Raw genomic sequence first — 24,525 nt, 5'->3', positions numbered from 1 at the left:
CATGCTTCCCTATCAGTGTGAGTGCTCGGCTGTCGCTTTACCGAGTTCTGACTTCAGCACAAAACTGTTCTCAGTTACGTAGCTCACTCCTGCAGATAAGCCAGAGGTAATTTCGGCCCGGTCATTGTTGATAGCACCAACTTCCACCGGCTGCGCAACAAACCCTCCAGGCACGGCGATAAATACAACCGGCTGCCCCTCGATGGTTTGTATTGCGTCAGCCTTTACGGTTACAGCGGAATCTCGTTCATTTACAACGACATCTACCGTTACGAAGATGCCGGGTCGCCATGCCATATCGGGGTTATCGAGCGTAATTCGTGCAGTGGCCGTGCGCGTTTGTTGTCCGACTAATGCACCCACATAGGAAACAGTACCCCGAACCGTCGAGGTAAAGGCAGCACTCGAGACTTCGGCCTTCTTGCCGATTTGAACGCTTTCAAGGTCTTTCGCGGCGACGCGAAAGTCCACCCAGACGGTACGAAGGTCTGAGAGCATAAAGACGCTCGCATCCTCTTGAACTGACTCACCGAGGGTTATATGTTTTTCGATAATGACACCATCAAAAGGCGCTCGCAGCTCGAGTCGGCTTAGTGAAGACGCGTCATCCGAAGCCCCTACCGTCTTAAGCTTTTGTTTGATGTTTTGCAACGCTATCTCAGTCTCTGCGAGTGCTGCGCGCGCTTGCAGGAAGTCCTGCTCCGCAGAGACCTTTTCCTGCCACAACTTTCGCTCGCGGTTGTAGACTGTCCTGGCCAGCGCGTTACGCTTTTTTGCTGCAAGTAGTTCACTGCGCATGTCGGCCAGTGCGGCACTCGAGATCGTCGCTAAAACCTGCCCAGCCTTTACTTGCTCACCGAGGGTCGCCGGCACGCTTTGGACAATTCCGGAAAGCCGCGGCACAACATGTGCGGTCCTGTCTTCGTTGAACTTGATTTCACCGGGAAACTTCAGGGTTTTCTCAAGTGTCGCTGGGGCTGCAGTATCTATTAATAGTCCAGTTGCTGTAATCTGCTCTCTTGATAGCTCGATTTTTCCTTCTTGGCGCTCGAGGTGAGCCGAGATGGTTTTGTTCTGTGCGCCAATCTTCAGTTCGACGCTCAAAGAGAAAAAATGCGGTTCTGCAATCACTTGTTCGCTTTGCAGATATCCGCTCGCTGGAGTGAAGCTGAGGGTCTGCACCTCTCCATTCGGTCTTGAAACCTGGCCCTTTGCTGTTATGTTGTCGAGCGCAATAGCCCCGCCCAACGAGCTCACCCAGATACGCAAGCGAGGCTCGCCGCTGCCTTCAGCCAGCAACAATTCAACGCCAATCTCTCCGGCTTGGGTTATCTCACCACCATTCGGCCCCTTCTCACGGCTATCCGCGTGACTCTCTTCGGTCGCAGAGTGGGCGTCGTGATCCTCATCGGCCGCGTAAGCCGCATTGGTAAACATAGGGGTCACGGCAATCAGTCCCAGGGCAAGTGCCACTTGCAGTGCTCTAGCGGTCAACGGTTGTCTGTTATTGTTCATACGTATTGTTTGTTTTTGGGGCTAAGATTCGCTCTATTCGTGCGAGGGCTTGATAACTATCGGATAATGCGGTGAGATAACGGGTTCGCGCTTGGAACAATGTGCGTTGCGCGTCAATGACTTCAGTAAATCCAAACTTACCTGCTTCGAACCCTTTCCTTGCAGTCTCGTAGGCGCGATTTGCAGTAGGAAGAACTAACGAGTCGAGCTTCCCTGCTGCAGCTTTGGAAATATCGAACGCGCTTGCGGCCTGCTGAAGCTCGACCATCAGGCGAGTTTTGAGTTCTCGGTAATCATCTCGGCTTTTATAGGCCAGCATCGATGCCTCATAGACATTTCCCTGATTCCGGTCAAAGAGCGGTAAGGGGATCGCTACACCAACGATGGTCTGGTTACGACCGAGTTCATTGTTTCGAGCTACTCCAACACTCAGCTCGATGTCTGGATACCTTTTACTGCGCTCGACTTGAATTTGAGCGCGACTTCGCTCAACGGCCAGTCGCGCCGATTCCACCAGAGGTGAGTCTCCAAGCGCGACTGCAAAATCGTCCAGTGTTGGTCTCGTTGGCAATGTATCGATATCTCCTCTCGCCTTCGTAAACATCGGTGACGGATTACCCCACAGTGCCGAGAGCCTTTGGCGAGCCGCCTTGAGTGCACTTTGCGCCTCATTCTGTTCAAGCTGTGCGTTCGCCACCTCGACCTGCGCCCGATTTTCCTCCAGCGGCGCCACCTTTCCTGCCGCGACACGCTGGGTGGCCACGTACAGCGCCCCGCTTGCGATATCGACCGCGCTGGCCGTCAAAGCGACTTGCTCTTGAGCGATGAGAACATCAAAGAAAGCAGAAATCGTCCGTGACCGAACGTCAGCGCGAACCCCCTGTAGATCACTCCTTGCAACATCCCGTGTTAACTCAGCGGCGGTGATGCGCGCACTGCGCTTGCCGCCCAACTCTATCGGAATGCTTAACGTACTAGTGGTTGTTCGTGTAGGCCTTCTGCTCGTGTCCTCGATTTCGAAGCTCAAAACCGGATTTGGGATTACACCCGCTTGGGTCACGATTCCCTCGGAGGACGCAGCGAGATATCGAGCGGCCGAAAGAGAAGGGCTCCTCGCGAGAGCTAGGTTCAGCGCCTCATCAAGTGTCAGCTCGGTGGCTGGCTCAAGTTGCACCGCCGGACTATCTCTAAGATAGTCATAAGCAGGCTGCGCGAATGCCGGCCCACTAATTACGGAGATAATTCCGATTAAGTAAAGAAAACTTCGCATGGAGTTACGCCAAAATGGTCCTGGACAACTGAACTGAAAGTAAAAAGGAGGTCGACATGCCGACCAATAAGGTTTTCATAGAGCTGGAAGACAGCCTTGTACTGCGAGGCGGCTCAACTCAGCCCTGTCCAGAAGTATCGATAGATGTGGCGCGCAGAGCCAAACGCGGCAATGAGGCCCACATTCATGGGACGCCGTACGCGTTCCGGGCAGGAATATACCAGGTAGACACATATCGGACCGTACTTGCTAGGCCAGCTTTCGATCCAAAGCTCAGTATGGAACCGGTTGCATAAGGCCTGCCGCTTCGTACGCCGCCAGTTCGGCTCGCACCTCGGCTCGAGTCTTGGAGCTTTTAACTGCGGATGCAGGCGGGTAATCGAGCTCGCCATTACTTAACATACCAGCCTTGCGAGCCGCATCCAGTTCGGCGAGTACCGTTTGGCGGGACTTGGAACTTGACCGATCCGAAATGACTGGGGGATAGTCGAGTTCACCGCTACTCAAGAGGCCCGAGGCCCGAGCCTCTTGCAATTCGGCGACCACTTGGGCTCGAGTTTTCCTTTCGGGGACATCAACTGGTGTGGCCTGAGCGGCGCCAGCCACCAGCGAGAAAGACAGCATTAGACCGGTAATCAAGGTCTTCATAAAAACTCCATCGGATAAATACTAACTACGGCGGAAAAGCTAGCCGTCGTTGACGTTCGCAACGCGCTTACGATGGAGATACTTTAATGAATCGTTCCGGACAACTAGGGGACACTTAGATTACTTTTTTGTTATCTGGCCCGAAGGCGCTTGGACTATCAGCGCTCCTCAATAGGACTTGAGCGCCGTTGACCTAGGAGGTTTTTGAATAAGCTGCAGTCTTAGCGGCCTCTTCAAGTATTTCTTTCCCGCCGTAGGCAGCGACCCCCGCCACTACTACACCGAGAAGTAGATCGGGCGCATTGGAATCTAGCCACATTACGAGTGCGCCTGAGACAACGATCCCAACGTTCGCGATCGAATCATTACTGGTGAAAATCGATGAGGCCTTGAAGTTAACGTCGTTGCCACGATGGCGCGACAACAGCCGTAGGCATACCAAATTCAGACCTGCATTGACAGCTGCCATCGCCATCATGGCACCGCCGATGGGAGCCTCACCGCCGAAGAACCGGCGAACGGCTTCCAAGAGCACGCCCAACGCCAGCCCTACCAGTAACCAACCGGATAAGCGTGCGGCCAACACCTTGATGCGTGCGGCACGACCGATGGCATAGAGGCTGACGCCATAAACCGACGCATCGGCAAGGTTATCCAGGGCCGCTGCAATTAACGCAGTTGATTCAGCCCAAAATCCAACCATTACCCCTGCCACACACTGCCCTAGATTGATCGTAAGCACCCACTTCAAAGTACTTCGATCGAGGGCCCGAATCTCATTGGTAGACTTGCCGCTATTCTTTGGTTGGCGCTCATTCATATTGTTGTTGGTCAGACGGTCTCGGGCGAAAGAGGTTTACTATCGTAGTGCACGATACGTTATCTGCCAAGGTGGACTAAAAGCTCGCCTCAAGGCTTGCGGCAGCTAGCGCAGGCTGTTCTGTCGTCTCAGCCTCAACCAACTCGGCCGACGCCAAGGCAACAAGCATAAACCGCAGCGCCTCAGCCCGAGCGTGCGGCGCTACTTCCGTGTGGCGATACCCGTTGCGCCAACGGGCATAGCTGGTTCGGGTGTAGCGTATGCTCGCGCGCCACCTTAGCCCCTATCAGGCCCGAGTCGAGCAATTGCTCGACCACTTTACGCTTGAGCTCCCGAGTAAACCGCCAGCGCGGCAAATTGTGATCTGAATCCGCGTTGCTCTTTCCCAAAACAGTCACTGGTTCCAACCATTTTTGATTGGAACCTATTGTCCTTATCCTACCACCGGCAAGACGGTACTGAGCAGAGCCTTACTGTACACCTATCGAAACGAATCAGATAAAGACCATTACGCTTTGGCTTAGGTGACAAAAAAGTAATGCGCGTGTTCGGAAACTGACTAGGCTGATTTCCTACAATGTATTCAAGCGACTTAACTTTCATCACGCGCCATTGCGCAGCCGCATGAGTTCGTAAATTCTAGGAGTAAACGTATGACCAACTTGAAAAAGAACCTTTTCGCAGCAGTGCTGCTGGCGACAACGACGATGGCGGTCAGCGCCCAGCCACTTAGCTCCGCTTTCGGAGAGCCCAAGACACGTGCTGAGGTGCGTGCAGATCTAGCATTGTGGAAAAAAGCAGGGCTGGATAACTTCTGGGCTGGCGAGAGCACACCCGATACCTTTAGCCGCGAGTACAGGTCTGCCTACGCCGAGTATGTTCGTATGCGTAGTGGCCCCGAGTATAACGCAGAAGTCCGGCGGCAATCGGGACGATAATTCAATTTGCCGTCGCTCTTCTCCGCGATGGGAGAGCGGTAATCACCACGCACTGCTGCACTAGTGCGTGGTTTTTTATCTAACGCCCAACTGCTAGTTTCCATATATGAACCGTGATGGCCTTTGCTTGTTGGGCGGAGATCGCGACCTGTTTTGGCCACCAGCAATCAGCGCCGTCGCGTCCGTAATTCACTACTTGTTTCAGTTTTACTGGACGTTCGATAATAACGGCATCCACAGTAAAGCCATTCCCGCTTATGCCCGCACGGTGATCTTGGGCTGGTGTATCAATACTGGACTCTTCTACTTTCTGATTTTGATTGCTCACGCGGATCATCGTCTAGCACAGGTTTGCACCACCGCTGTGGTCGCAGCCATGAATTTCGTTCTTTATAAAAGGATTGTGTTCCGTGAACGCATTACTCGAAAACTGGCACCCTGAGTTTCACAGGGACAGCAAGACCGAGTTGTCGGTGGTCATCCCGCTGTACAACGAGCACGAGGTAATCGTGCAAATGCATGAGCGTTTAACCGCCGTGCTCGTCAATCTCGGCATCCCTTACGAGCTCGTTCTGGTCGATGATGGAAGTCGGGACGGTACGCCTCATGCAATGAGTGAGTTGGCCCAGGAAGATCCGGCGGTGACGGCTGTGTTTCTAAGCCGAAATTTCGGAAAGGAAGCTGCGCTAACAGCGGGCTTGGAGCATGCTGCAGGCGATGCGGTCATCATCATGGATGCCGATCTGCAGGACCCCCCGGAACTTATCCCGAAGATGCTCCAAGCCTGGAAAGAAGGCGCAGACGTCGTCTGCATGCGCCGCCGCTCTCGAGCGGGCGAAACCTGGCTCAAGCGCCTCAGTGCGCACCACTTCTACCGGGTGCTCAATGCGATCAGTGACGTCGATATCCCACCCGATACAGGTGACTTTCGATTGCTAAGCCGCAAGGCGGTCTATGCGATAAACCAGTTGAACGAACGGAACCGCTACATGAAAGGCTTGTTCGCATGGATCGGTTTGCCCACCACGGTCATAGAGTATGACCGCATGCCGCGGGCAGCGGGCGTCACTAAATGGGACTATATGGGCCTTTTAAATTTGGCGTTCCAAGGCATTACCTCGTTCTCGATCGCTCCACTCCGTCTGGCGATGGCTGCGGGCTTAGTGACGGCGCTTTTCGGCATTCTTTTCACCCTATGGATTGTCGTCAAGGCACTTGTCTTGGGCGATCCGGTGCAAGGTTATCCATCGCTCATCTCCATGATCACAATTCTCGGAGGTGCCCAGTTGCTGTCAATCGGCCTGCTTGGCGAATACATCGGAAAGACATACTACGAAGCCAAGCAGCGCCCGGTGTATTTGGTGCGCGATGTAGTACGGCAAGGCAAATCCGTCGAGAAGGCGGCAGCCTGTTCTGCATCCGCACCTGTCGGAAAAGAGCTGTATGCGACGTTCTAGCGGAGGTACCCGGCTAACGCTTATGGCAGTGCTCTTACTGCCGCTCATTTCCATGCTGATTGTTCCGCTCTATGATACGAGCGAGCCACGCTATGCTGAGGTCGCCCGCATTATGGCGCAATCAGAAGATTGGATAACCCCTTGGTTTAGTGCTGGTGTACCCTTCTGGGGTAAGCCGCCGCTTTCCTTCTGGGCCCAGGCCCTGTCAATGAAAGCTTTTGGCTTCACTGAGTTTGCTGCACGTTTTCCGTCGTGGCTATGTTTGCTCCTATCCAACGGCATACTTGTGACAGGATTGCGATCATTGCGTGGGCCGCGCGTTGCACTTTGGACAGCAATCATCTATAGCACTTGCGTGCTCGTCTATATCAGCTCAGGCGCAGTGCTGACAGATCCCTTTCTCGCGCTTGGCACGACCCTTTCTATGGTGTCGTTTGCCATGGTGGCGCAAGGCTGCAATCACACCCTAGCGGATCAAGCAGGTAATCAGCATGTGAAATCAGATGGCAGGCAGAAGGCGCGCTGTTCACTGTGGTGGCAATACGGATTCTTCCTCGGCCTGGCTATTGGCCTTTTGGCGAAAGGGCCCTTGGCCGCGGTGCTGATCTTTGCGCCAATAGCCGTGTGGTATGCCTTCAATCGAAAGACTGCTGATCTCGCTAAGTCTTTGCCTTGGGGCAAAGGGCTGGCCTTAGTTGCGGCGCTAAGCTTGCCGTGGTACATCCTGGCTGAAATAAAAACCCCCGGCTTCCTAGACTACTTCATAGTGGGTGAGCACTTCCGCCGGTTCCTAGATCCGGGTTGGAGTGGAGATCTGTATGGAACGGCCCATCGTCAGGCACGCGGAATGATATGGGTCTATTGGTTACAGGCTTCTTTCCCTTGGGGAGTCCTGATGCTAGCGGTGATAATCGGCGCATTTCGCAGTTCGCGTCTTCGCGCGGCTATGAAGGCCATCGGTGGTGACTCATTGTGTAGTTATTGGTTGGCCAGTGCGTTGTTCACGCCATTGTTCTTTACCTTCTCCGCCAACATCCTTTGGACTTACGTACTCCCTTCGTTAGCCGCCTTCAGCATTTTCTCCGCCCTTGTAGCGAACCAGATATACACACAGTCCGCGTCCTCTGGACGCAGCCTACTAGGCGTTGCAGGTATTGTCCCGGCAGTCGCGACCGTGTTTAGCGCGATCGTATGGATCAACCCGGACTTGCGGAACACTGAGCGCGGTTTGGTCCGCTATGTGATGCAGCGCGGTGAACCCACTGTTCCGCTGCTCTATCTGTCGAAGCCGCCATTCTCCGCACAATTCTATTCCGCAGGGCAGGCCCGGGAAGTCAAGCAAGAAGAGCTGTCACAAGCAGTTCAATTTAGCGCACCGTTTTATTTAGCGATTCCTAAAGGAGAACAGAAAGTTGTGGCAGGTATTCTCGACATCTCACTGGAGGAACTGTACTCCAATAAGCGGTACATGTTAGTGAAAGTGCCTAAAGCCCCGGGAGTCACTGGTGCCCAATTTGCAGAAAGATAACCATGAGCGTAAGCGTTCGCTGAACACATATTGACACGGCCCCGTTAGGGGCCGTTGTCTTTAATCAGTCGTCTGCGGTGCCCAGTTGTGCGGCAAGAGTTCATCGATACGACTGGCCGGTTGTGTCGGCAAACGTGTGAGCACATCCTTTAGATAGGCGTACGGATCATGCCCGTTGAGCTTGGCTGACTGGATCAGTGTCATCACGGCAGCAGCACGTTTTCCTGCCCGCAGAGAGCCAGCGAACAGCCAGTTATTGCGGCCCACGGCAATGGGTCGAATCTGCTGTTCGATACGGTTGTTATCGATGGGCAACTGCCCATCGTCCAGGTAGCGCGTGAGCGCACCCCAGCGTTTTAAGCTGTAATCCAAGGCTTTGGCCGTGGCAGACCCTTCGGGAACACGCTGGCGCTGCGCCAGCATCCACTGGTGCAAGGTGTCGACCAGAGGTCTGGCCTGTTCTTGACGTATTCGCCTTCGCTCATCCGCGGGTAAGTCTTTAACCTGTCGCTCAATATCGTAAAGCTGGCCGATGTATTGCAGGGCCTGCTCGGCCAACTGGCTCTTGTTCGATGCATGCAACTCGAAGAACTTACGCCTGGCGTGAGCCATGCAGCCAATCTCAAGCACGCCTTGCGTAAAGAGCGCTTTATAGCCTGAGTAATCATCGCAGATCAGACTGCCTTCAGCTCCTCGAAGGCACCTGGGGCATACGCCCACAAGTAAGCGCGATGCGTCTTCTTGCTGCCCGGTTTGAGCATTTGAACCGGCGTTTCGTCTGCATGCATGACGCGGTGCGCTAGAAGCGCTTCGCGCAAAGCGTCGGCCAGAGGCTGCAACTGCACACCACAGACACCGACCCATTCGGCCATCGTAGAGCGGGCCAGCTTGACTCCTGCACGCTCGAAGATCTTCTCCTGGCGATACAGCGGCAGGTGGTCGGCGTATTTAGCTACCAGTACCTGAGCCAGCAGGCCGGTGCTGGCCATGCCCTTATCAATGACGTGAGCGGGAACCGGAGCTTGGGTCAATGTCTGGCACTGCTTGCAGGCCCACTTGCCCCGGATGTGACGTTCAACACTAAATACGCCCGGCACATAGTCCAGCTTCTCGGCTACGTCCTCACCGATGCGCTGCAACTGGCAGCCGCAGGCACATGTTGTGGAGTCAGGCTCGTGGCGGTGTTCGATGCGGGGCAGCTCGGGCGGTAGGGCTGCACGCTTGGGTTGTTGTTTAGGTTGGCTGACCGCAGGTGCTGCACGTAACTGTTCCAGCTCTAACTCAATGGCAGCGATGTCTGCCGCAACGGTCTCGTCAAGCAAGCTGCCTTGCTCGCCCGAGAGACGCTCTCCCTTTTTACCGAACTGGTAACGGCGCAACCCCGCTATCTCGTGCGTGAGCTGGGCAATCTTGGTGTCTTTGTAGAGAATCTCTTGTTGCTGGCGGACTAAGGTCTGGTCCTTCTCACCCAACTGTGCCATCAAGGCGCGAACCTGCTCACGCAAGGCGTGGGCATCAAGATCGTCCAGGTTCGGCGTGGGTGTAGTCATAGGCATCAGTGTGCCACGGCACAGGCGTAGCTCGCCATTGGCGCATGCCCCGATTGTTTTATATCGCGTCAATCACCGCAAACATGCCCAAGCGATGCCACGGTAAACCCACCACCAACGCCTGCCACTGCTCTTCATCTAAGGACAGATTATCCTGGCCAGGTCGAGGCCAGACGAATCGGCCCTGATTCAAGCGTCGGGCTGCCAACCATACGCCTAACCCGTCATGCACCAAGACCTTCAGACGATTGCCGCGCTTGTTCGCAAACACGTAGGCATGATGCGGATGGGCGGCACCGAAGACCTGGACGACACGAGCTAACACCGTCTCGGTGCCACCTCGCATGTCTATCGGTTCGACGGCCAGCCAGATCTGGTCGACGCGGATCATCGCATGACGTCTCGTAGCCAGGCTGCGCATTGTTCAGCGTGGCTTAGCGGCCACTGAATTGAGGCCTTCAAACCTGCTCGCTCAAGGGTGATCGTAATCGGAGGCGTCGCTTCTGGCTGCTGCGCTGTCTTGGGATGCACGCTAGGAGCAGGTAGCGCAATAAATTGAGCGGCTATATCCCGTTTGGCCGGTATCGACCGAACGAGAGTCTCGGGTTCGCCATAACGCTCATGCTCCTGGATCCAGCGACGCAGCAGATTGGCATTGATGCCGTGGTCCTGCGCAACGGAGGCGACAGAGATGCCGCGCTGCTGACAGTGCGCCACCAGGTCGGCCTTGAACTGCGGATCATATCGTCGGCGCCGCCTTGGCGCGTTCGGCTCAAGAATGTCTGAAGAGTACACGTGTCCACCTATTTAAATGGACACTTATGCTCTTAGATCTGCGGGCCTGCATCAATATGTGTTCGCTGAACGCTTACCCATGAGCGCGACTAAAGACGTTCACACCAGCTTACGATAGCTCGGTGTACTGACTTGCGGTGTGAGGCAGGGCAGCAGCGGCGATGTAGTGGTATAGCGCTAAAACTGCTCATCGCTTGGAGAAAAGGAAACGCGATGAGTCATTGCGTCTTGCAGCGCTCAGCAGTAAACGAGCGCGCACTCGCTCAATGAGGACGGCTGGAAGGGCCCGTCTTCAGCGGTAATTCGTCCCTACATGGACGCTCCCGGTTTGCCGGGCTTTCAATCATAATGGCTTAACGTAAAGATTGGACCCGTCCATTCGTACTTTGCTGAGGCGTTCGGCTCTGTCCCTGATAGAAGGTGCTGGCTGGCACCCTTATCATTTTAACGCGCTTACTGCCCGGGGGATTTCGGGTTTCGCCAACCACTGCCTATGTGTTTGCCATCATTATTGACTGCTTGAGCAATTGTGAATTTTAACTCCTCGTAATTGTGAGGAAGGCTACTCCGATACCGTATTAGGCGGTTTGACTTCACACATTGCCATGGTTGTTTCGCCTGAGCCAAATGTAAATTCAGCTTTAACTTGAGAGCCGATCGCCAGGGTTTGGTTGGGTTTTTCAAGCATGGCGTGATAGCTGCCGGGTCTAAATTTCAACTCCCCGGCTGCCGGAATCAGCGTGTTATGCGCCATGGCCATTTTGCTCTTGCCGTCCTCATTGGTCGTCTGATGTAACGATACCTCGTCAAACTCGGACATGGCCAAGCTAGTCAGCTTCGCGTCGTTCGTGCCGGTATTCTTTATCACAAAGTAGGCCGCTGAAGGTACGGGCTTCGGCAAGGAGCGAATCCAGCAGCCTGAAACTGTTAATGTTTGGGATACAGATCCTTTATTATCCTGGCTCGTACTGGCAGGTTGGGCTGTCTTTTCTTGGTTCTGCGCAGACGCAGCAGAGCCGTGTTGGCCGTGAACGTTGGCTGCATAGACGGCCGAAGCGCTGTAAAACATCAAAATACCAAAGACTATTTTCTTCATGATCCTCTCACGTTGCTAAATATGGGCGAGCGCGGGGGTGAAGGAACCGCGCCCTCATGTCTCATCAATTTATGTTTCCGGAAAAATACTCGTTTTCAACGAACAGCCGATCTACCTTCAATGGATTAATCGGCTGGTCGTCCATTCGGACTTCATAATGCAAATGATTACCGGTCACCATGCCGGTCGATCCGACATAGCCAATGGTGTCGCCTCTTACAACCGAATCGCCCTTCTTCAAACCGGATGCGAACCGACTTTGATGCGCATAGACTGTAGACAGATTAGCAGTGTGCTCAATAATGACAACTTTTCCATAGCCGTTTTGACGGCCGATAAACGCCACCGTGCCATCCGCTGTTGCTTGGATCGGCGTGCCCTTGGGCGCTGTATAGTCGACGCCATCATGGGTTTTCTGCTTCTTCAGAACCGGGTGACGACGCATGCCGAATTTGGAGCTCACTTGGAGTTCACTTTCCTTGATGGGCGAAATAAAGAATGACTTGCGAAGCCGGTCTACCCGTGGAGTGCCACTAGCGGCGTTCGTTTTATGGAGTTGAAATTCTTCGTGGACAATCGAAAAGCTCAATACCTCTGCAAGTGCGTTGGAAGACATCAAAGAGCTCGTCGCTAAAAGAATCATGGTTGCAGCGCCAAATGGCTTTGGTCGATTGCCAAGGATCAATAATTTTCTATACCAGGACATAATATTTCGAGTTACTTTTCGAGCTGAGTCGCGCCTTCTTTTCCTTGCCGCTACGCAACAGAGGCAGTTAGTAAGCACGGCCAATAGAGCAGAGCGGATGTCCGCAAGACGGCGTCTAAATCGTCGCTCCGCCTCAGTTGTAGGCCGCTTTCACTTCTTCTTCCACAAGTGTCTTGAGCGGCTCATAACCGAATTTGGGCAATGGCTTCCCGTTAACAAAAAAAGTAGGCGTTTGAGCTATTTCCAATGAACGAAGGTCAGCCTTGTCCTGCTCTAGGATAGCCAGCACTGTCGGCTCATTCATGTCTTTCCGCGCCTTCTCAATGTCCAGGTCCGCAGCAAGGTGATCCCAGATCAAGTTGACCTGCGGATTGTCGTGTGACGCCCATTGCGGCTGGGTCTTCAGCACAGTCTCTAACGTTGACCAGTACTTATTCTGGAGCCTGGAAGCTTCAAGAATCTTGACCATCTCCTCTGATCCCTCATGGAACGGAGCATATCGAACCACGAGCTTCACCTTGCCTGGGTTGGTATTCACTAACTCTTTGACGGCAGGATAGAAGGACCTGCAAGTCTCACAAGCAGGGTCGAAAAATTCCACGATCGTGACTTTTGCGCCTGCCGAACCGAATACTGGTGAATGCATGCGCACGAGCTCACTGATGTTAGTACTTGCCGCCTGTGCTTTTTTTCGAGTTTGGCTCTGCTCGTATATGAAGGCGCTCACAGAAAAAGCCATGACCGCGACAATGCTGGTTAAAACGACAATAGTCTGTTTTTTCACTTTGAAGTACCTTTTTTGATTAAGAGCAACGCGGCGATTGCAGTAAATGCCACTAATGACAATAGAGGAATGGAGATAAAACCGAATAGGTCTAGATTCACCTCGGCGCAAGACGGTCCTTGTCCACAAGGCTGAAGCGCTTCAGGAATAAAGCCGACATACAGGAGATTGTGATACAGGGCTACAAACCATCCAGCGGCCACGAGTGGTAATGCATATTTAAGAACGCCATCATCGGATGTCGCTAGCCCGATTGCCAAGATGAAGACCAGGGGAAACATAAAAATGCGCTGGTACCAGCACAGCTCGCAAGGGATGAACCCCATCGCTTCGCTGAGAAACAAGGCGCCAAGGGTTGCAGTAAGCGCAATGAGCCATGCTGCAAATACAAAACCCCACCGAGATCCCGAAAGTTGATTGGCTATCGCCATAGATGTGGATCCTTAAGAATTTGCTTCAACGACAACAGATCGAGATCGTGATTGCAATGTGTTTGAACATAGAGCCAACTTAGCCAATGCTTCCCAAGGCCGGAAACGTCTTAAGCAGCCAAATCGCAAAACGAACCAATTGCCCGCTGGCCACGGCGATGCCCATCACCACCAAAATCGTGCCAGTCGCTATTTGGAAGTAGCGGCCTGTCCGCCGCAGCGCGCCTAGACGGCGCATAAACCGCGTCATGAAGTAGGCCGAAAGCAGAAATGGAACGCCCAGCCCTAATGCATACACGCCTAACAACAGCATGCCTTGGCCTACACTCTGCGCCGTAGCGCCCAGCGCCAAAATGCCTCCTAGCACCGGCCCGATACAAGGCGTCCATCCAAAGCCAAAGGCCATGCCGAGCACACCAGCCGACCACGGACTGCCTCCACTTGACCCCGGCTCAAAGCGGTAATAGCGTTGCGTCCATAAGGGCGCTCGCACCACGCCCATAATCAGCAGGCCAGCAATGACAATAATGACTCCCGCGACGATATTGAGCTCATAGCGATAGGACAAGAACAGGCGTCCAATCGCAGTGATGCTGGCGCCCAGGACGAGAAAGACTAAAGAAAAGCCTAGAACGAAGCACGCACTCAGACCCACCGTTCGCCATCGTGCGATGCGCGCTTCTGTGGGCGACTCGGAAGGCGCTACCGAGCCGCCGCCAATATAAGAAAGGTAGCCTGGCACGAGCGGTAAAACACACGGCGATAGGAACGACGCGATGCCCGCGACGAATGCCGTCAATAACCCAAATACAGTTAGCTCAAGCATCGTACAGCCTCAAAAGAACGCCTTTTTTCATTGGCCTAACCCCCCCGGGGCGCACGCATCAGCGCCGCATCAATCAAGGCTTCGACCTGCGGGCTGTCCCAGGCGGCCGGACCCATGGCGCGCCCTATTTCGCGGCCTTCTTGGTCGATCAGCAAGGTCGTGGGAACGCCCGGAGCGCGAAGGATATTGGAAACCTGTGAAGTTGGATCGAAATAGCCGCGCAAGGTTTGTATGCCGAACTCCTGATAGAACGGCTTGACCAGAGCGGAGTCCCGATCAATCGATAAGGCCACCACCTCGAATTCTGGGCCACCTCGTTTGGCATTTAAGCGATCAAGCGACGGCATTTCTTCTCGGCACGGTGGGCACCAGGTGGCCCAAATGTTAAGCAGAACAACACGGCCCCGAAAATCAGCCAGACTTATTGTTTTGCCGGCCTCGTTCTGAAACGAGATGGCAGGCAGTTCGCGGGGAGTATGCCAACGCATAAAGCGCTGATCGCCTATGTCCACCGCAACATTGAGTACGCTTCCGGGAACGCCCTTTGAGGCGTTATTATCCTGGTAACGATATAGAGCCACCGCAATGGCGCCCACACTGGCCAACGCCACGGCGATCCAACCGATTTTCCTAAAAGTATGCTTCATCATTAAGGTCCGATATTCAGCACTATTGAGATGCGGGCTGGACTTGTTCGCGACGCGCCCGCTCTATGCTATTGGCCACTGCACGCGAGGCATCGGAGTCAGGGGGAAGCAATTCCAGCAACTGTTGCCAGTACTGGACAGCCGCCTCATAATCACGCCGCTCAAGCGCTGCCGCGCCAGCCAACGTCAACGCGAAGGGTTCTTTGGGATTAAGGCTTAACGCCTGCCCGAGCAGTTGCGTAGGCTTGCCTTTGAAGCCTTCCCTGCTACTTCTGGCCAGCGTTTCTGCATACTCCGACAAGACCAGGGGATCCGTTTCTATGGCGGCGCCTGCTTTGCCGAAGGCGTTAGCCGCGTCTTCATACCTCTCAAAATGTCGGTAAGAACGCGCCAGCATGAGCCAGCCTGCTGGATCGTCGGGGTTGCGTGCGAGCCGCGCGGCGAGCGAATCCACCATGGCTTGCACATCGGCCTGCGTAACGCTTGCAGGGCTTTGCAACGCGGTCGGAACAATCGCGGCAGGATTACCTATCGCCAGGTAGGTCAACGCGGCCGCAAGCGGAAGCACGATGGACAGCGCGATGGCGGCATACTTGCCGCCCTGCCCCGCCCAAGTGCCGGTTCGACCGGGTTCGACCTCTTCGAGTACCCGTCGTTGGAGCTCTTGCCTGGCTTCAGCGTGGTCACGCACGGATAGGGTGCCGCTCAGGCGGTCATGCTCCAACTCGAGCAACTGGTCGCGTAATACGGCTGCATTGACCGCCTGATGCTCAACATTGCTATCGCTCTGAGGGCTTCGCCAAAGCACAAGACCCAGTGGCAGAACGACACCGGCCACAAGAAGTGCGGCAATTAGAATAAAGATAAGGCTCATGGTTCTTTTCCGGTACTGATGGTGCGCTGCAAGAGCGCGTCCGCCCGCTCACGCTCTTCCTCGCTTAATAACGCGTTCATCACTCTTTTCTTACGGCGAATCAGCGATACCGCCAATACGATGAGACCAAATAGGAGGAGCAGCGCGGGTCCAAGCCAAAGCAGGAGCGTGGTGGCTTTAAAAGGTGGGCGATAGAGCACGAAGTCGCCGTAGCGCTGGACCATATACGCGCGAATCTCTGCGTCACTACGGCCGGCTTGAATCTGCTCGCGAATCTGCTGACGCAAATCGACCGCCAAGTCAGCTCTTGAAGCAGCGATCGATTCGTTTTGGCACACCAGACATCGCAGTTCTGCCGCGATGTCCAGCATGCGCTTTTCTGCGTTAGAGGCCGCCGCCCACGACGGCATCGCGATCACCGCGCAAAGCAAGGCCATCCACAAACGCTTCATTGCTGCAACTCCCTGATCAACGGCAGAAGCTTGTCGCGCACGGCGCTTGGCGTGACCGCACCGATGTGCTTGTAGCGAATGACACCGGCCTTGTCGATGACGAAGGTTTCTGGCACGCCATAGACGCCAAAGTCTATGCCCACCCGTCCTTGTGTGTCGGATATTGAAAGCGTATACGCGTCCCCATGGCGTTCCAACCATGCCAAGGCTTCGCTGCGCACGTCCTTGTAATTGAGCCCCACAATAGGAACGGCATGTGTCTTGGCTAAATCCATAATGACTGGATGCTCCTCCAGGCAGGCGTAGCACCACGAGGCCCAGACGTTGAGCAGCCACACCTTTCCTTTCATCGCCTCAGGCGAAAAAGTCTGCTCGGGCGATGCCAATTGCGGCAACGTAAAGTTAGGCGCCGGTTTGTCAATTAATGGTGACGGCACTTCGCTGGGTCTTAATGTGAGACCCACGGCGAGAAAGCCGACCAACGCAACAAAACCCACCAATGGCCATAAGAAACGGTTCACGAAGTGGCCTCCGCAAGCTTTGCAGAGGCACGTCGCGCTCGCTTTTTAAGCCGGTAGCGTCGATCGCTAATAGCCAGCAATCCGCCCAGGGCCATCAGTATGCAGCCGCCCCAGATCCAGTCTACGAAGGGCTTGTAGTAAACGCGTATGCTCCACGCGCCATCGGCCAGTGGCTCACCCAAGGCAACGTATACATGACGCAATCCGTTAGCATCAATTGCCGCCTCAGTCATCGGCATCGCCGATGAGGTATAGGTCCGTTTCTCAGGATGGAGCAGCCGCAGGATCTTTCCGTCGCGCGACATTTCGATGTCCCCCATGTCAGCGACATAATTCGGCCCCGGGGTTTTTCGTACCCCTAGAAACTTCAGGTCGTAGCCGCCCGCGGTCACGGTGTCGCCGGGCGCCATGCGAATATCCTGCTCGGTTTCGTAGCCCATGACGAGCGCGACACCCGCCACGAATACGGCAATTCCCAGATGCGCCACGTGCATGCCAAGCCAACTGCGGGGTTGCGCCAGCAATCCGCTGCGTGTCGCTCGCATGCGCTCAATGATTCCGATAACAACAGCCGTTGCAATCCACGTGGCCAGTGCTATGCCTAAGGCCACCATCGGGGACCAGCGACCTAACGCAATCGGCGTCGCGATGCCGACCCCGAACGCCACGGCAGCCGGAACATACAACCGTCTCAGCATGGCCCCTACTTTGGCCGACTTCCAATTGGCAATCGGCCCCACCGCCATCAGCAGCAATGCCGGCACCATAAGCGGAACAAAGACAGCGTTAAAGTACGGAGGGCCCACGGAGAGCTTGCCTAGCCCCAAGGCATCGATAAAAAGCGGATAGAGCGTGCCCAAAATGATCGAGCCTGCGGCGACGGCCATCAATACGTTATTGACGAGCAATAGGGATTCGCGTGACACAAGATCGAACCGCCCACCAAGCCCGACCTTTGGGGCGCGTAGCGCATACAAGAATAAGGAGCTGCCCACCACCACGGTAAAGAGCAACAGGATGAACACGCCCCGGCGCGGATCGGTGGCAAAGGCGTGTACGGATGTCAGCACGCCCGAGCGTACGAGAAATGCGCCCAGCAAGGAGAGCGAGAAGGTGCTAATGGCGAGCAGTACAGTCCAGCTCTTAAAACTGCCCCGCTTTTCGGTGACGGCTAACGAATGAATCAAGGCAGTGCCCACCAGCCATGGAATAAAGGAGGAGTTCTCTACCGGATCCCAGAACCACCAGCCGCCCCAACCCAGCTCGTAGTAGGCCCACCAGCTGCCCAAAGCAATGCCCAAGGTCAGAAATAACCACGCGGCCGTGCCCCACGGCCGAGACCACCGGGCCCACGTGGCGTCTAATTGCCCCGCGAGAAGCGCCGCAATCGCAAACGCAAACACCACAGAGAATCCCACGTAGCCCATATACAGCAGCGGCGGATGAAATATCAATCCCACGTCCTGCAGCAGCGGATTTAGGTCCAACCCTTCCATAGGCGGCGGCACCAGCCGTTCAAAAGGGTTGGATGTCAGCAAAACGAAGAGCAGGAACCCGGCAGCCACCAGCCCCAGCACACCCAGTACGCGTGCCACCATCGCGTCGGGCAGTTGTCGTGAGAACACACTGACCGCATACGCCCAGCCGGTTTGCATGAGCATCCACAATAGGAGCGAACCTTCATGTCCTCCCCAGACCGCGGCGATCCGATAAAACAGAGGCAACTGTGAGTTCGAGTTTTGCGCGACATAAGCGACCGAGAAATCCATAGCGACGAACGCCCAGGCGAGGCTCGCAAAGCTGATGATGACCAACAGGAACTGGACGCGCGCGGCGGGTCGGGCAAACGCAATCCACCGTGCATTGCCGTTAGCAGCGCCGGCAAGCGCGAACCCGCCTTGGGCTAGCGCCACGAACAAGGTCAAAATCAGAGAAAAATGGCCGATTTCAGGAATCATGGTCGTCATGGCCTCGTTGGTGGTGAGTTCTTGGCTGCCTGATCCAGCGCATGCTGGGCTTCGGGCGGCATGTAGTTTTCATCGTGCTTGGCAAGGACTTCCTCGGCGCGAAATAGTCCGCCTGGTTCAAGCCTGCCCTGAGCCACAACCCCTTTCCCTTCGCGAAACAAATCGGGCAAAATTCCCGTATAGGTAACAGGTATGGTCTTGGCCGTGTCGGTTACGGTAAATTTCACGGTGAGACCGTCACTTTGACGCTGCACACTGCCCGTTTGCACCATCCCGCCGATGCGAAAGCTGCGCTCTTTGGGCGCTTCGCCAGCACTAACTTGCGTGGGGGTAAAAAAGAACACAAGGTTGCTTTGAAATGCATTGAGCACTAGCGCCGTAGCGACGCTTAAGGCAGCCACGCCGCCCACGATGAGCGCAATGCGCTTATGTCTGTTTTTCATTGATGCCATCCCTTTCCAAGATTGATTGGCGCTCTATCTGTAGTAAGGCGCTCTTGCGACGCCGACGGAGCACGAGTAGCTCGAGGACGAGGACCGCGACGGTTACTGCCACTGATCCCCATACGTACAGCCCATAGCCGCCCATCGCAAAGAACTCAGCCGCGCTACTCCATCTCATCGTTTCACCTCGCTTATTTCTTCTAGCCAACTGGCATGCCGTTCGCGTTCCAGCACGATGCAACGTACACGCATCAATGCGACAGCCACCGTATACATCCAAGATGCCAAGGCCATGAGCAACATGCCAGCGAGCATGAGCGTGGCCATGGATGGAGCCCGCGTCAAAGACACCGAGGCCCCCTGATGCAAGGTGTTCCACCATTGCACAGAGAAATAGATAATCGGAATATTGACGACACCGACGAGCGCTAGCACAGCCCCTGCCTTGTCGGCACGGCGCGGCTCATCAATCGCCGATTGGAGCGCCATGAACCCCATGTAGAGAAACAACAGGATCAGCTCCGAGGTCAAACGCGCATCCCACACCCACCAGGTTCCCCACATCGGCTTGCCCCAGAGGGCGCCGGTCCAAAGCGAAAGGAATGTGAACATGGCGCCGGTGGGCGCCAGAGCCGACGCCATCATGGCCGACAGCCGGCTGTTGAAGGCCAGCCCCATCGCTGCCCAGAAAGCCATGACCAGATAAATGAACATCGACATCCAGGAGGCGGGCACATGCAAAAAGATAATTCGATAGCCTTCGCCTTGCTGTGCGTCGGTGGGCGCTACGAAGAAACCGACGTATAACCCGGCGATGGCCAATAACACTGCCCCTGCTCCGAACCAGGGAATCATCCTGCCTGCCAGAGGGAAGAACGCTCTGGGCGATGCATACTTAAACCAGTTGATCATTCAATTGCCTTTATTCCAACGCAATCCGCAGCGCCACGGTCGTGGCCAGGGGTGCGAAAAAGCCGGCCAGCACCAGTACCGCAGCCAGCAATGACAGATGTGAAACGGCATCTAAGCCGGCCGCCACGGCGTCCACCGAGCCAGCGCCAAAGATCAGGACCGGCACATAAAGAGGAAGCACAAGCAACGCCACCAGCACCCCGCCGCCTCGCAGGCCCAGGGTCAAGCTGGCGCCGATCGCCCCAATCAGACTGAGCACCGGCGTACCGATCGCCAGAGATATCGCCAACACAGACAGCGACGAGGTCGGTAAATCAAACTGCAAGGCCAGTAGCGGTGCGAGCAACACCAGGGGCGCTCCTGAGAGCAGCCAATGCGCTGCCACCTTTCCAATTACCAGCATGCCCAGCGGAGCGGGCGAAAGAACAAGTTGTTCGAGTGTGCCGTCGGCATAATCCTGTTCGAACAGCCGATTCAGCGACAACATACTGGCTAGTAACGCCGCCACCCACAGGATGCCAGGGGCGATCTGCCGTAACGTGTCGCGCTCGGGGCCGATGCCTAAGGGAAACAAGCTCACCACAATGACAAAGAAAATGACCGGCGTTAGCGCATCTGCCTTGCGGCGCATGGCGAGCCTCACATCGCGCCGTATCACCCCACTGAGCGCAGCCAATCCAAAGATGTCGCTCATACGCCTATCCGGATAACGTGTGGCCTGCTTACCAGCGCCATGTCCTGATGACTTGTTATGACCGCAAGCCCGCCAGAGCGCAAATGCGAGTCAATTAGCTCCGCCAACCAGCGCACGGCCTGCGCATCAAGGGCTGCCAAAGGCTCATCCAGTATCCATAGCGCGCGCCGTTGGAGAAGCAAGCGAGCCAAGCTCACGCGTCGCCTTTGCCCTTGAGACAAGAAACGTACCGGAAGGTCCTCCCTACCTTGCAGCCCGGCCTGGTGCAAGGCTTCGCGGACGAGGCAAGAGCCAACCGGATCGTCGGCTAATAATGCCCCAGCGACCAAGTTCTCTATTGCGCTTAACTCATCTTTCAGGCCCGAAAGATGGCCGCAAAAGAGCAACTCGTGCCGAAATTCATCGCGCAGCTGCTGGATGGGACTTCCTTTCCAGAGGACAGTTCCAGCCGACGGCGGTGTCAGCCCTGCCAACATGCGTAGAAGGCTGGTTTTGCCGCTGCCATTTTCACCTTGCACGAATAGGCACTCACCGGTTTCCACCTGGAAACTCAGGCGCGTAAATAGGCTGCGTTCGCCGCGCATGGCCTGGAGATCGATGCCTTCAAGCATCGGCATCCACCGACATTAAAAGTTTGAGCAATTGCGATATCTCCCTTGTCCACAATGGCGATCCGTGCGTATCCCACACAGATTCCCTAGGGGTTAAAGCGCACGCGCAATAACCCAGTGCACTTGCACCATGGCTGGCAGTAGAAGACTTAACGTTGCAGCAAGTATCTCGTTCGCGCTTGGGGCTGCGCAAAGTATGCCCTGCCGATCAGCTCGACGTGACGACTCTACGGTCGGAAATGAGGTAGCTGCGTTAACGAATCAGCGACGTGCCAACTTAGGCGACGTCTGACCACTGAGGCCGCTCGGGCCGCTCGTTGATCATTGCTGATAGATGCCGCGTCTCAACAGACTGACGGGCTGAACTGGAGGAAGGCGGGAATGTGCTGGTGTGCGAAACACCGATGAGGGGCATGCAATACAACACGTGACAAGAATGCGCGTCGTGTTCGACGTGTGCCTTCGCAGGTGCGTTGTCTTGCCCACTACTGGCTGTATCGACGAAGGCTTCTCGCGCATCGGAGTAACAAGGAGTTACGCACGCTGGCTGCTCCGGCTGGCAATACACGCTCACAACGCCCCAAGACGCTTGGAGCGGAAGCATAAGCAGCATAAAGAGAAGAAGCAGTTTTTTCATCGCGCTAGGGATTGTACTAACTACAGGCTTGATCCGCAAATATCCCAGGCCAATCCGGCAAAAGCCAAGCCAAAAATTGAGTTAGGCTCGAAAAAATCCTGCGGTGACGCAGAGCCAGCGTCGCTCTGAGCGCGGAGGGACGCTTTTACGCCCAACCGCTCTCAAACGATCTATCAGTTGGATGATGCCGGCGGTTCCAATTTATCGGCATACTTCATGGCAATATCGCCCATGGCGCGCATCATCTCGCCATGCATTTGCATCACGACTTTCCCATTCGCGCCACTTGGGGCGCCCATCATGGGACAACCGCCCATCATCCCCATCATTCCGCCGTCGCCCATCATGCCGCCGTTCATCATACCGGCGCTCATTCCGCCTTGCGCCATGGGGTTCATTCCAGACGGGCTGCTATTAGACATAGCCTCCTTCATTGCGCTCGGCCCATTTCTCGTCATAGCGGCATCGCCGCCGCTCGGAGTGGCAGCAAATGAGGCACTGCCCATAGCCAATAAAAGCGTAGTAAGAGGAACAATAAATAATACCTTCGTGTTCATGTGTATCTCCTAGGGTTGATAGACTAACTCTTGAACAACGGGCTTTGACCCCTTCGGCTCTCGTCCCGATCCAAATAAGATCCGTTCTCCACTTGCTTCAGGCTGCTACGACCGACTGGCCGCACTTCCATGATCAAGGGAGCGCGTTTAAAAGCACATCATTTTGCTCATCATAATTCCCATCCCGAGAAGCGCGACGACCGCAACCACGCCAATCACCGCAAAGACAATCAAAAGGATCTTCAACAGCTTGTTTTCCATATGCTTCTCGTTAAGAGACCATTAACTCATGCAGACCGTTGCGCGCCCCGGGTCTGCTCATAAAGCCGCGCCCTTATTAGCGATCTGCGTCCAAGAAATGCCTGAATCAGGGCTGACGTAAACACTACGCTTGAATGTCGCTATAGCGAACTCCTCATTGCGGACAGGGTTTTGTGCAATATAGGCAATAGCGTCGTCAGGTTCTACCGGAATTCGGATGTCCTGGGGCTCCATGCTGCCCGATAAATCAATTCGACTTAGCGCCGGCCCGCCGGCATAACTGCCAAACCATAGACGGTTGCCATCGAGGTCGAACCATTGACCAAGCACTTGCTTGGTCGCTACGACCCGCTTAAAGCGGTTGCCGCCATCGCGTGATAGATACAGACCTTCGCCGGCACCGGCGGCGAGTAGCGTGGGATTATTAGGATGCACGGCCAAACTACTGATTTTGGTTTTGAGTCCGTTAGCGGCGACTCGCTGCCAGGTCGCGCCATCTGATTCAGTGGCGTAAATGCCGGCTGTCTTCATTTGGCTATTCGCTTGGTGATTCACCACATAGATGGCGTTGGTTCCATAGCTGGTTGCCAAGGTATGAAAATCGGATTCGCCCTCCAAGCCCAATTTTTGCCAGGTCTTACCGCCATCATTGCTTTTAATAAGGCCGAAAGGGTTGACTAAATTGGATCCGGGCGCTGGATGCCCGCTGCTGTATAGCGCATCACGCGTTGCAGAAAAGCCCATATAGTCATGCTTGGGGCCGGTCATCGTAGACCAGCCACCCTGCGAATAGATAGCTATACCGTTATGGCTGGGGATGAGGATTTGCTGACCATCGGGGCTATAAGAGAGCCCGTGAATGTGCATCAACTCGACCTGCACCGCAGTCTCGGCGCTGGATGGCGCATGGCCCCCGTTTAACGACGCGGCGGAATTCGCTGCCATGGCCAGTGACTGCAAGCCCAGGCTCGATAAGGCGAGGATGCCTACGGCGCAAAGAGCCGTAGTCGCCGCTTTTTTCGAATTAATCATCTTTAGTCCTTGAGATCTCACATCCGGGGAACACAATGAAGAGAGAGAATATATTGTGGCCTCGGAAGATCAACCATTAATCGTTGTAGTTAACTGACCTTTCGCCGTTAGTATTCAACTGTGGGCAGCTCACCCGCCTGTATGGCCGCAGCAAGCTCGGCCCGTACTTCAGCCCGAGTCTTGGTACTATGGTCGGGCTCGGCAGGTGGGTAGTCCAATTCCCCATGGCTTAACGTGCCCGCAGCACGAGCAGCGGCCAACTCAGCTTGTACTTGTTGGCGGGTCTTGGAGCTGGGGGCTTGCTGCACCACCGGGTAATCCAGTTCACCGTAACTTAAAAGACCCTGAGCACGAGCCTCCTGTAATTCGGCTACAACCTGGGCTCGGGTCTTAGGGGCTGGCACAGCGGCATCAGAATTAGCCGCTTGCGCGGCACCAGCTACTAAAGAAAAAGAAATTATCAAAGCACTAAATACGTTTTTCATGATTGACTCCATCTACTAAATATTGAACTGACGCGATGCATTGCCGTTACGCGACGGCAAGGTGTTTT

Annotated in this window: 30 protein-coding genes and 1 pseudogene; 4 read left to right on the top strand and 27 right to left on the bottom strand. The window is 55.1% G+C overall.

The genetic code is table 11. The features are described 5' to 3' along the window. Positions 1 to 12 precede the first annotated feature (12 nt). The 5 genes from LOL23_RS18105 to LOL23_RS19115 form a co-directional block, all read right to left on the bottom strand. On the bottom strand, positions 13 to 1,515 hold the full coding sequence (locus LOL23_RS18105; protein ID WP_237174055.1) for an efflux RND transporter periplasmic adaptor subunit: 1,503 nt from the start codon (positions 1,513 to 1,515) through the stop codon (positions 13 to 15). Continuing rightward, positions 1,505 to 2,785, bottom strand: coding sequence for a TolC family protein (locus LOL23_RS18100; protein WP_237174054.1), 1,281 nt, complete (start codon positions 2,783 to 2,785; stop codon positions 1,505 to 1,507). The genes LOL23_RS18105 and LOL23_RS18100 overlap by 11 nt, the downstream gene beginning before the upstream one ends. A gap of 273 nt (positions 2,786 to 3,058) precedes the next feature. Further along, entirely contained in the window at positions 3,059 to 3,433 is a 375-nt protein-coding gene (locus LOL23_RS18095; protein WP_237174053.1) for a DUF4148 domain-containing protein, read from the bottom strand. Positions 3,434 to 3,626: 193 nt separating this feature from the next. Further along, the gene (locus LOL23_RS18090; RefSeq protein WP_255772795.1) at positions 3,627 to 4,253 is read right to left on the bottom strand and encodes a cation efflux transmembrane domain-containing protein; all 627 of its coding nucleotides are present in this window, start codon (positions 4,251 to 4,253) and stop codon (positions 3,627 to 3,629) included. A 182-nt stretch (positions 4,254 to 4,435) separates the two neighbouring features. Continuing rightward, a complete protein-coding gene (locus tag LOL23_RS19115) occupies positions 4,436 to 4,651 on the bottom strand; it encodes a transposase (protein ID WP_369414151.1) in 216 nt (71 codons plus the stop codon). 255 nt (positions 4,652 to 4,906) lie between these two features. On the opposite strand from LOL23_RS19115, the gene LOL23_RS18085 reads away from it, so the two are divergent. Continuing rightward, a complete protein-coding gene (locus LOL23_RS18085; protein WP_255772794.1) occupies positions 4,907 to 5,191 on the top strand; it encodes a DUF4148 domain-containing protein in 285 nt (94 codons plus the stop codon). Between the two features lie 79 nt (positions 5,192 to 5,270). Here the strand turns inward: LOL23_RS18085 and LOL23_RS18080 are convergent, their stop codons facing one another. Then, positions 5,271 to 5,519: a hypothetical protein gene (locus tag LOL23_RS18080; protein WP_237174052.1), complete on the bottom strand. Its 249-nt coding sequence runs from the start codon at positions 5,517 to 5,519 to the stop codon at positions 5,271 to 5,273. Between LOL23_RS18080 and LOL23_RS19110 the strand changes: the two genes are divergently transcribed. From LOL23_RS19110 to LOL23_RS18070, 3 genes are read left to right on the top strand one after another with little or no spacing between them, the layout of a single operon-like run. Continuing rightward, positions 5,424 to 5,633: a GtrA family protein gene (locus LOL23_RS19110; RefSeq protein ID WP_369414154.1), complete on the top strand. Its 210-nt coding sequence runs from the start codon at positions 5,424 to 5,426 to the stop codon at positions 5,631 to 5,633. The two genes, LOL23_RS18080 and LOL23_RS19110, sit on opposite strands and share 96 nt — an antisense overlap. Then, positions 5,602 to 6,648, top strand: a complete 1,047-nt coding sequence (locus tag LOL23_RS18075; RefSeq protein ID WP_237174051.1) for a glycosyltransferase family 2 protein — start codon at positions 5,602 to 5,604, stop codon at positions 6,646 to 6,648. The genes LOL23_RS19110 and LOL23_RS18075 overlap by 32 nt, the downstream gene beginning before the upstream one ends. Positions 6,649 to 6,670: 22 nt before the next feature. Next, positions 6,671 to 8,176, top strand: coding sequence for an ArnT family glycosyltransferase (locus LOL23_RS18070; protein ID WP_237174050.1), 1,506 nt, complete (start codon positions 6,671 to 6,673; stop codon positions 8,174 to 8,176). Positions 8,177 to 8,236: 60 nt separating this feature from the next. Here LOL23_RS18070 and tnpC read toward each other — a convergent pair. The 21 genes and pseudogenes from tnpC to LOL23_RS17965 all read right to left on the bottom strand — a co-directional run bounded on the left by tnpC (position 8,237) and on the right by LOL23_RS17965 (position 24,457). Further along, positions 8,237 to 9,726: pseudogene (tnpC, locus tag LOL23_RS18065) on the bottom strand (IS66 family transposase). Positions 9,727 to 9,784: 58 nt separating this feature from the next. Next, entirely contained in the window at positions 9,785 to 10,117 is a 333-nt protein-coding gene (gene tnpB, locus LOL23_RS18060; protein WP_237174049.1) for an IS66 family insertion sequence element accessory protein TnpB, read from the bottom strand. Continuing rightward, positions 10,114 to 10,521: an IS66-like element accessory protein TnpA gene (tnpA, locus tag LOL23_RS18055; protein WP_237174048.1), complete on the bottom strand. Its 408-nt coding sequence runs from the start codon at positions 10,519 to 10,521 to the stop codon at positions 10,114 to 10,116. The genes tnpB and tnpA overlap by 4 nt, the downstream gene beginning before the upstream one ends. Positions 10,522 to 11,083: 562 nt before the next feature. Further along, positions 11,084 to 11,617 (bottom strand): copper chaperone PCu(A)C, encoded by a 534-nt coding sequence (locus tag LOL23_RS18050; RefSeq protein WP_237174047.1) that lies wholly within the window; start codon positions 11,615 to 11,617, stop codon positions 11,084 to 11,086. 64 nt (positions 11,618 to 11,681) lie between these two features. Continuing rightward, on the bottom strand, positions 11,682 to 12,233 hold the full coding sequence (locus LOL23_RS18045) for a M23 family metallopeptidase (RefSeq protein WP_237174046.1): 552 nt from the start codon (positions 12,231 to 12,233) through the stop codon (positions 11,682 to 11,684). 223 nt (positions 12,234 to 12,456) lie between these two features. After that, positions 12,457 to 13,107, bottom strand: a complete 651-nt coding sequence (locus tag LOL23_RS18040) for a DsbA family protein (RefSeq protein ID WP_237174045.1) — start codon at positions 13,105 to 13,107, stop codon at positions 12,457 to 12,459. Then, positions 13,104 to 13,538 carry a disulfide bond formation protein B gene (locus LOL23_RS18035; RefSeq protein WP_237174044.1) on the bottom strand — a complete coding sequence of 145 codons (435 nt, stop codon included), beginning with the start codon at positions 13,536 to 13,538 and terminating at the stop codon, positions 13,104 to 13,106. The genes LOL23_RS18040 and LOL23_RS18035 overlap by 4 nt, the downstream gene beginning before the upstream one ends. Positions 13,539 to 13,617: 79 nt before the next feature. Beyond that, positions 13,618 to 14,364, bottom strand: coding sequence for a cytochrome c biogenesis CcdA family protein (locus LOL23_RS18030; protein WP_237174043.1), 747 nt, complete (start codon positions 14,362 to 14,364; stop codon positions 13,618 to 13,620). 35 nt (positions 14,365 to 14,399) lie between these two features. Further along, positions 14,400 to 15,014 carry a TlpA family protein disulfide reductase gene (locus LOL23_RS18025; protein WP_237174042.1) on the bottom strand — a complete coding sequence of 205 codons (615 nt, stop codon included), beginning with the start codon at positions 15,012 to 15,014 and terminating at the stop codon, positions 14,400 to 14,402. 19 nt (positions 15,015 to 15,033) lie between these two features. Next, on the bottom strand, positions 15,034 to 15,885 hold the full coding sequence (ccmI, locus tag LOL23_RS18020) for a c-type cytochrome biogenesis protein CcmI (protein ID WP_237174041.1): 852 nt from the start codon (positions 15,883 to 15,885) through the stop codon (positions 15,034 to 15,036). Beyond that, positions 15,882 to 16,337 carry a cytochrome c-type biogenesis protein gene (locus LOL23_RS18015; RefSeq protein WP_237174040.1) on the bottom strand — a complete coding sequence of 152 codons (456 nt, stop codon included), beginning with the start codon at positions 16,335 to 16,337 and terminating at the stop codon, positions 15,882 to 15,884. Before LOL23_RS18015 ends, ccmI begins: the two co-directional genes overlap by 4 nt. Continuing rightward, positions 16,334 to 16,858: a DsbE family thiol:disulfide interchange protein gene (locus tag LOL23_RS18010; RefSeq protein ID WP_237174039.1), complete on the bottom strand. Its 525-nt coding sequence runs from the start codon at positions 16,856 to 16,858 to the stop codon at positions 16,334 to 16,336. The genes LOL23_RS18015 and LOL23_RS18010 overlap by 4 nt, the downstream gene beginning before the upstream one ends. After that, entirely contained in the window at positions 16,855 to 18,816 is a 1,962-nt protein-coding gene (locus tag LOL23_RS18005) for a heme lyase CcmF/NrfE family subunit (RefSeq protein WP_237174072.1), read from the bottom strand. Before LOL23_RS18005 ends, LOL23_RS18010 begins: the two co-directional genes overlap by 4 nt. A 5-nt stretch (positions 18,817 to 18,821) precedes the next feature. Then, positions 18,822 to 19,268, bottom strand: a complete 447-nt coding sequence (ccmE, locus tag LOL23_RS18000; protein WP_237174071.1) for a cytochrome c maturation protein CcmE — start codon at positions 19,266 to 19,268, stop codon at positions 18,822 to 18,824. Beyond that, positions 19,252 to 19,413 (bottom strand): heme exporter protein CcmD, encoded by a 162-nt coding sequence (ccmD, locus tag LOL23_RS17995; protein WP_237174070.1) that lies wholly within the window; start codon positions 19,411 to 19,413, stop codon positions 19,252 to 19,254. Before ccmD ends, ccmE begins: the two co-directional genes overlap by 17 nt. 29 nt (positions 19,414 to 19,442) lie before the next feature. Then, positions 19,443 to 20,180: a heme ABC transporter permease CcmC gene (gene ccmC / locus LOL23_RS17990; protein WP_237174038.1), complete on the bottom strand. Its 738-nt coding sequence runs from the start codon at positions 20,178 to 20,180 to the stop codon at positions 19,443 to 19,445. Between the two features lie 10 nt (positions 20,181 to 20,190). Beyond that, complete coding sequence (ccmB, locus tag LOL23_RS17985; RefSeq protein ID WP_237174037.1) at positions 20,191 to 20,874, bottom strand: heme exporter protein CcmB; 684 nt, start codon at positions 20,872 to 20,874, stop codon at positions 20,191 to 20,193. Beyond that, on the bottom strand, positions 20,871 to 21,485 hold the full coding sequence (gene ccmA / locus LOL23_RS17980) for a cytochrome c biogenesis heme-transporting ATPase CcmA (RefSeq protein ID WP_439652107.1): 615 nt from the start codon (positions 21,483 to 21,485) through the stop codon (positions 20,871 to 20,873). Before ccmA ends, ccmB begins: the two co-directional genes overlap by 4 nt. 810 nt (positions 21,486 to 22,295) lie before the next feature. Continuing rightward, positions 22,296 to 22,679, bottom strand: coding sequence for a hypothetical protein (locus LOL23_RS17975; protein WP_237174035.1), 384 nt, complete (start codon positions 22,677 to 22,679; stop codon positions 22,296 to 22,298). A gap of 318 nt (positions 22,680 to 22,997) precedes the next feature. Further along, a complete protein-coding gene (locus LOL23_RS17970; RefSeq protein ID WP_237174034.1) occupies positions 22,998 to 23,972 on the bottom strand; it encodes a F510_1955 family glycosylhydrolase in 975 nt (324 codons plus the stop codon). 107 nt (positions 23,973 to 24,079) lie between these two features. Further along, positions 24,080 to 24,457, bottom strand: coding sequence for a DUF4148 domain-containing protein (locus tag LOL23_RS17965; RefSeq protein WP_237174033.1), 378 nt, complete (start codon positions 24,455 to 24,457; stop codon positions 24,080 to 24,082). Positions 24,458 to 24,525 lie beyond the last annotated feature (68 nt).

The organism is Paracandidimonas lactea (genome assembly GCF_021653995.1).
GTDB lineage: Bacteria > Pseudomonadota > Gammaproteobacteria > Burkholderiales > Burkholderiaceae_B > Allopusillimonas > Allopusillimonas lactea.
Note: the sequence above shows the minus strand (reverse complement) of the source record. Positions and strands in the feature narration are given on the sequence as shown.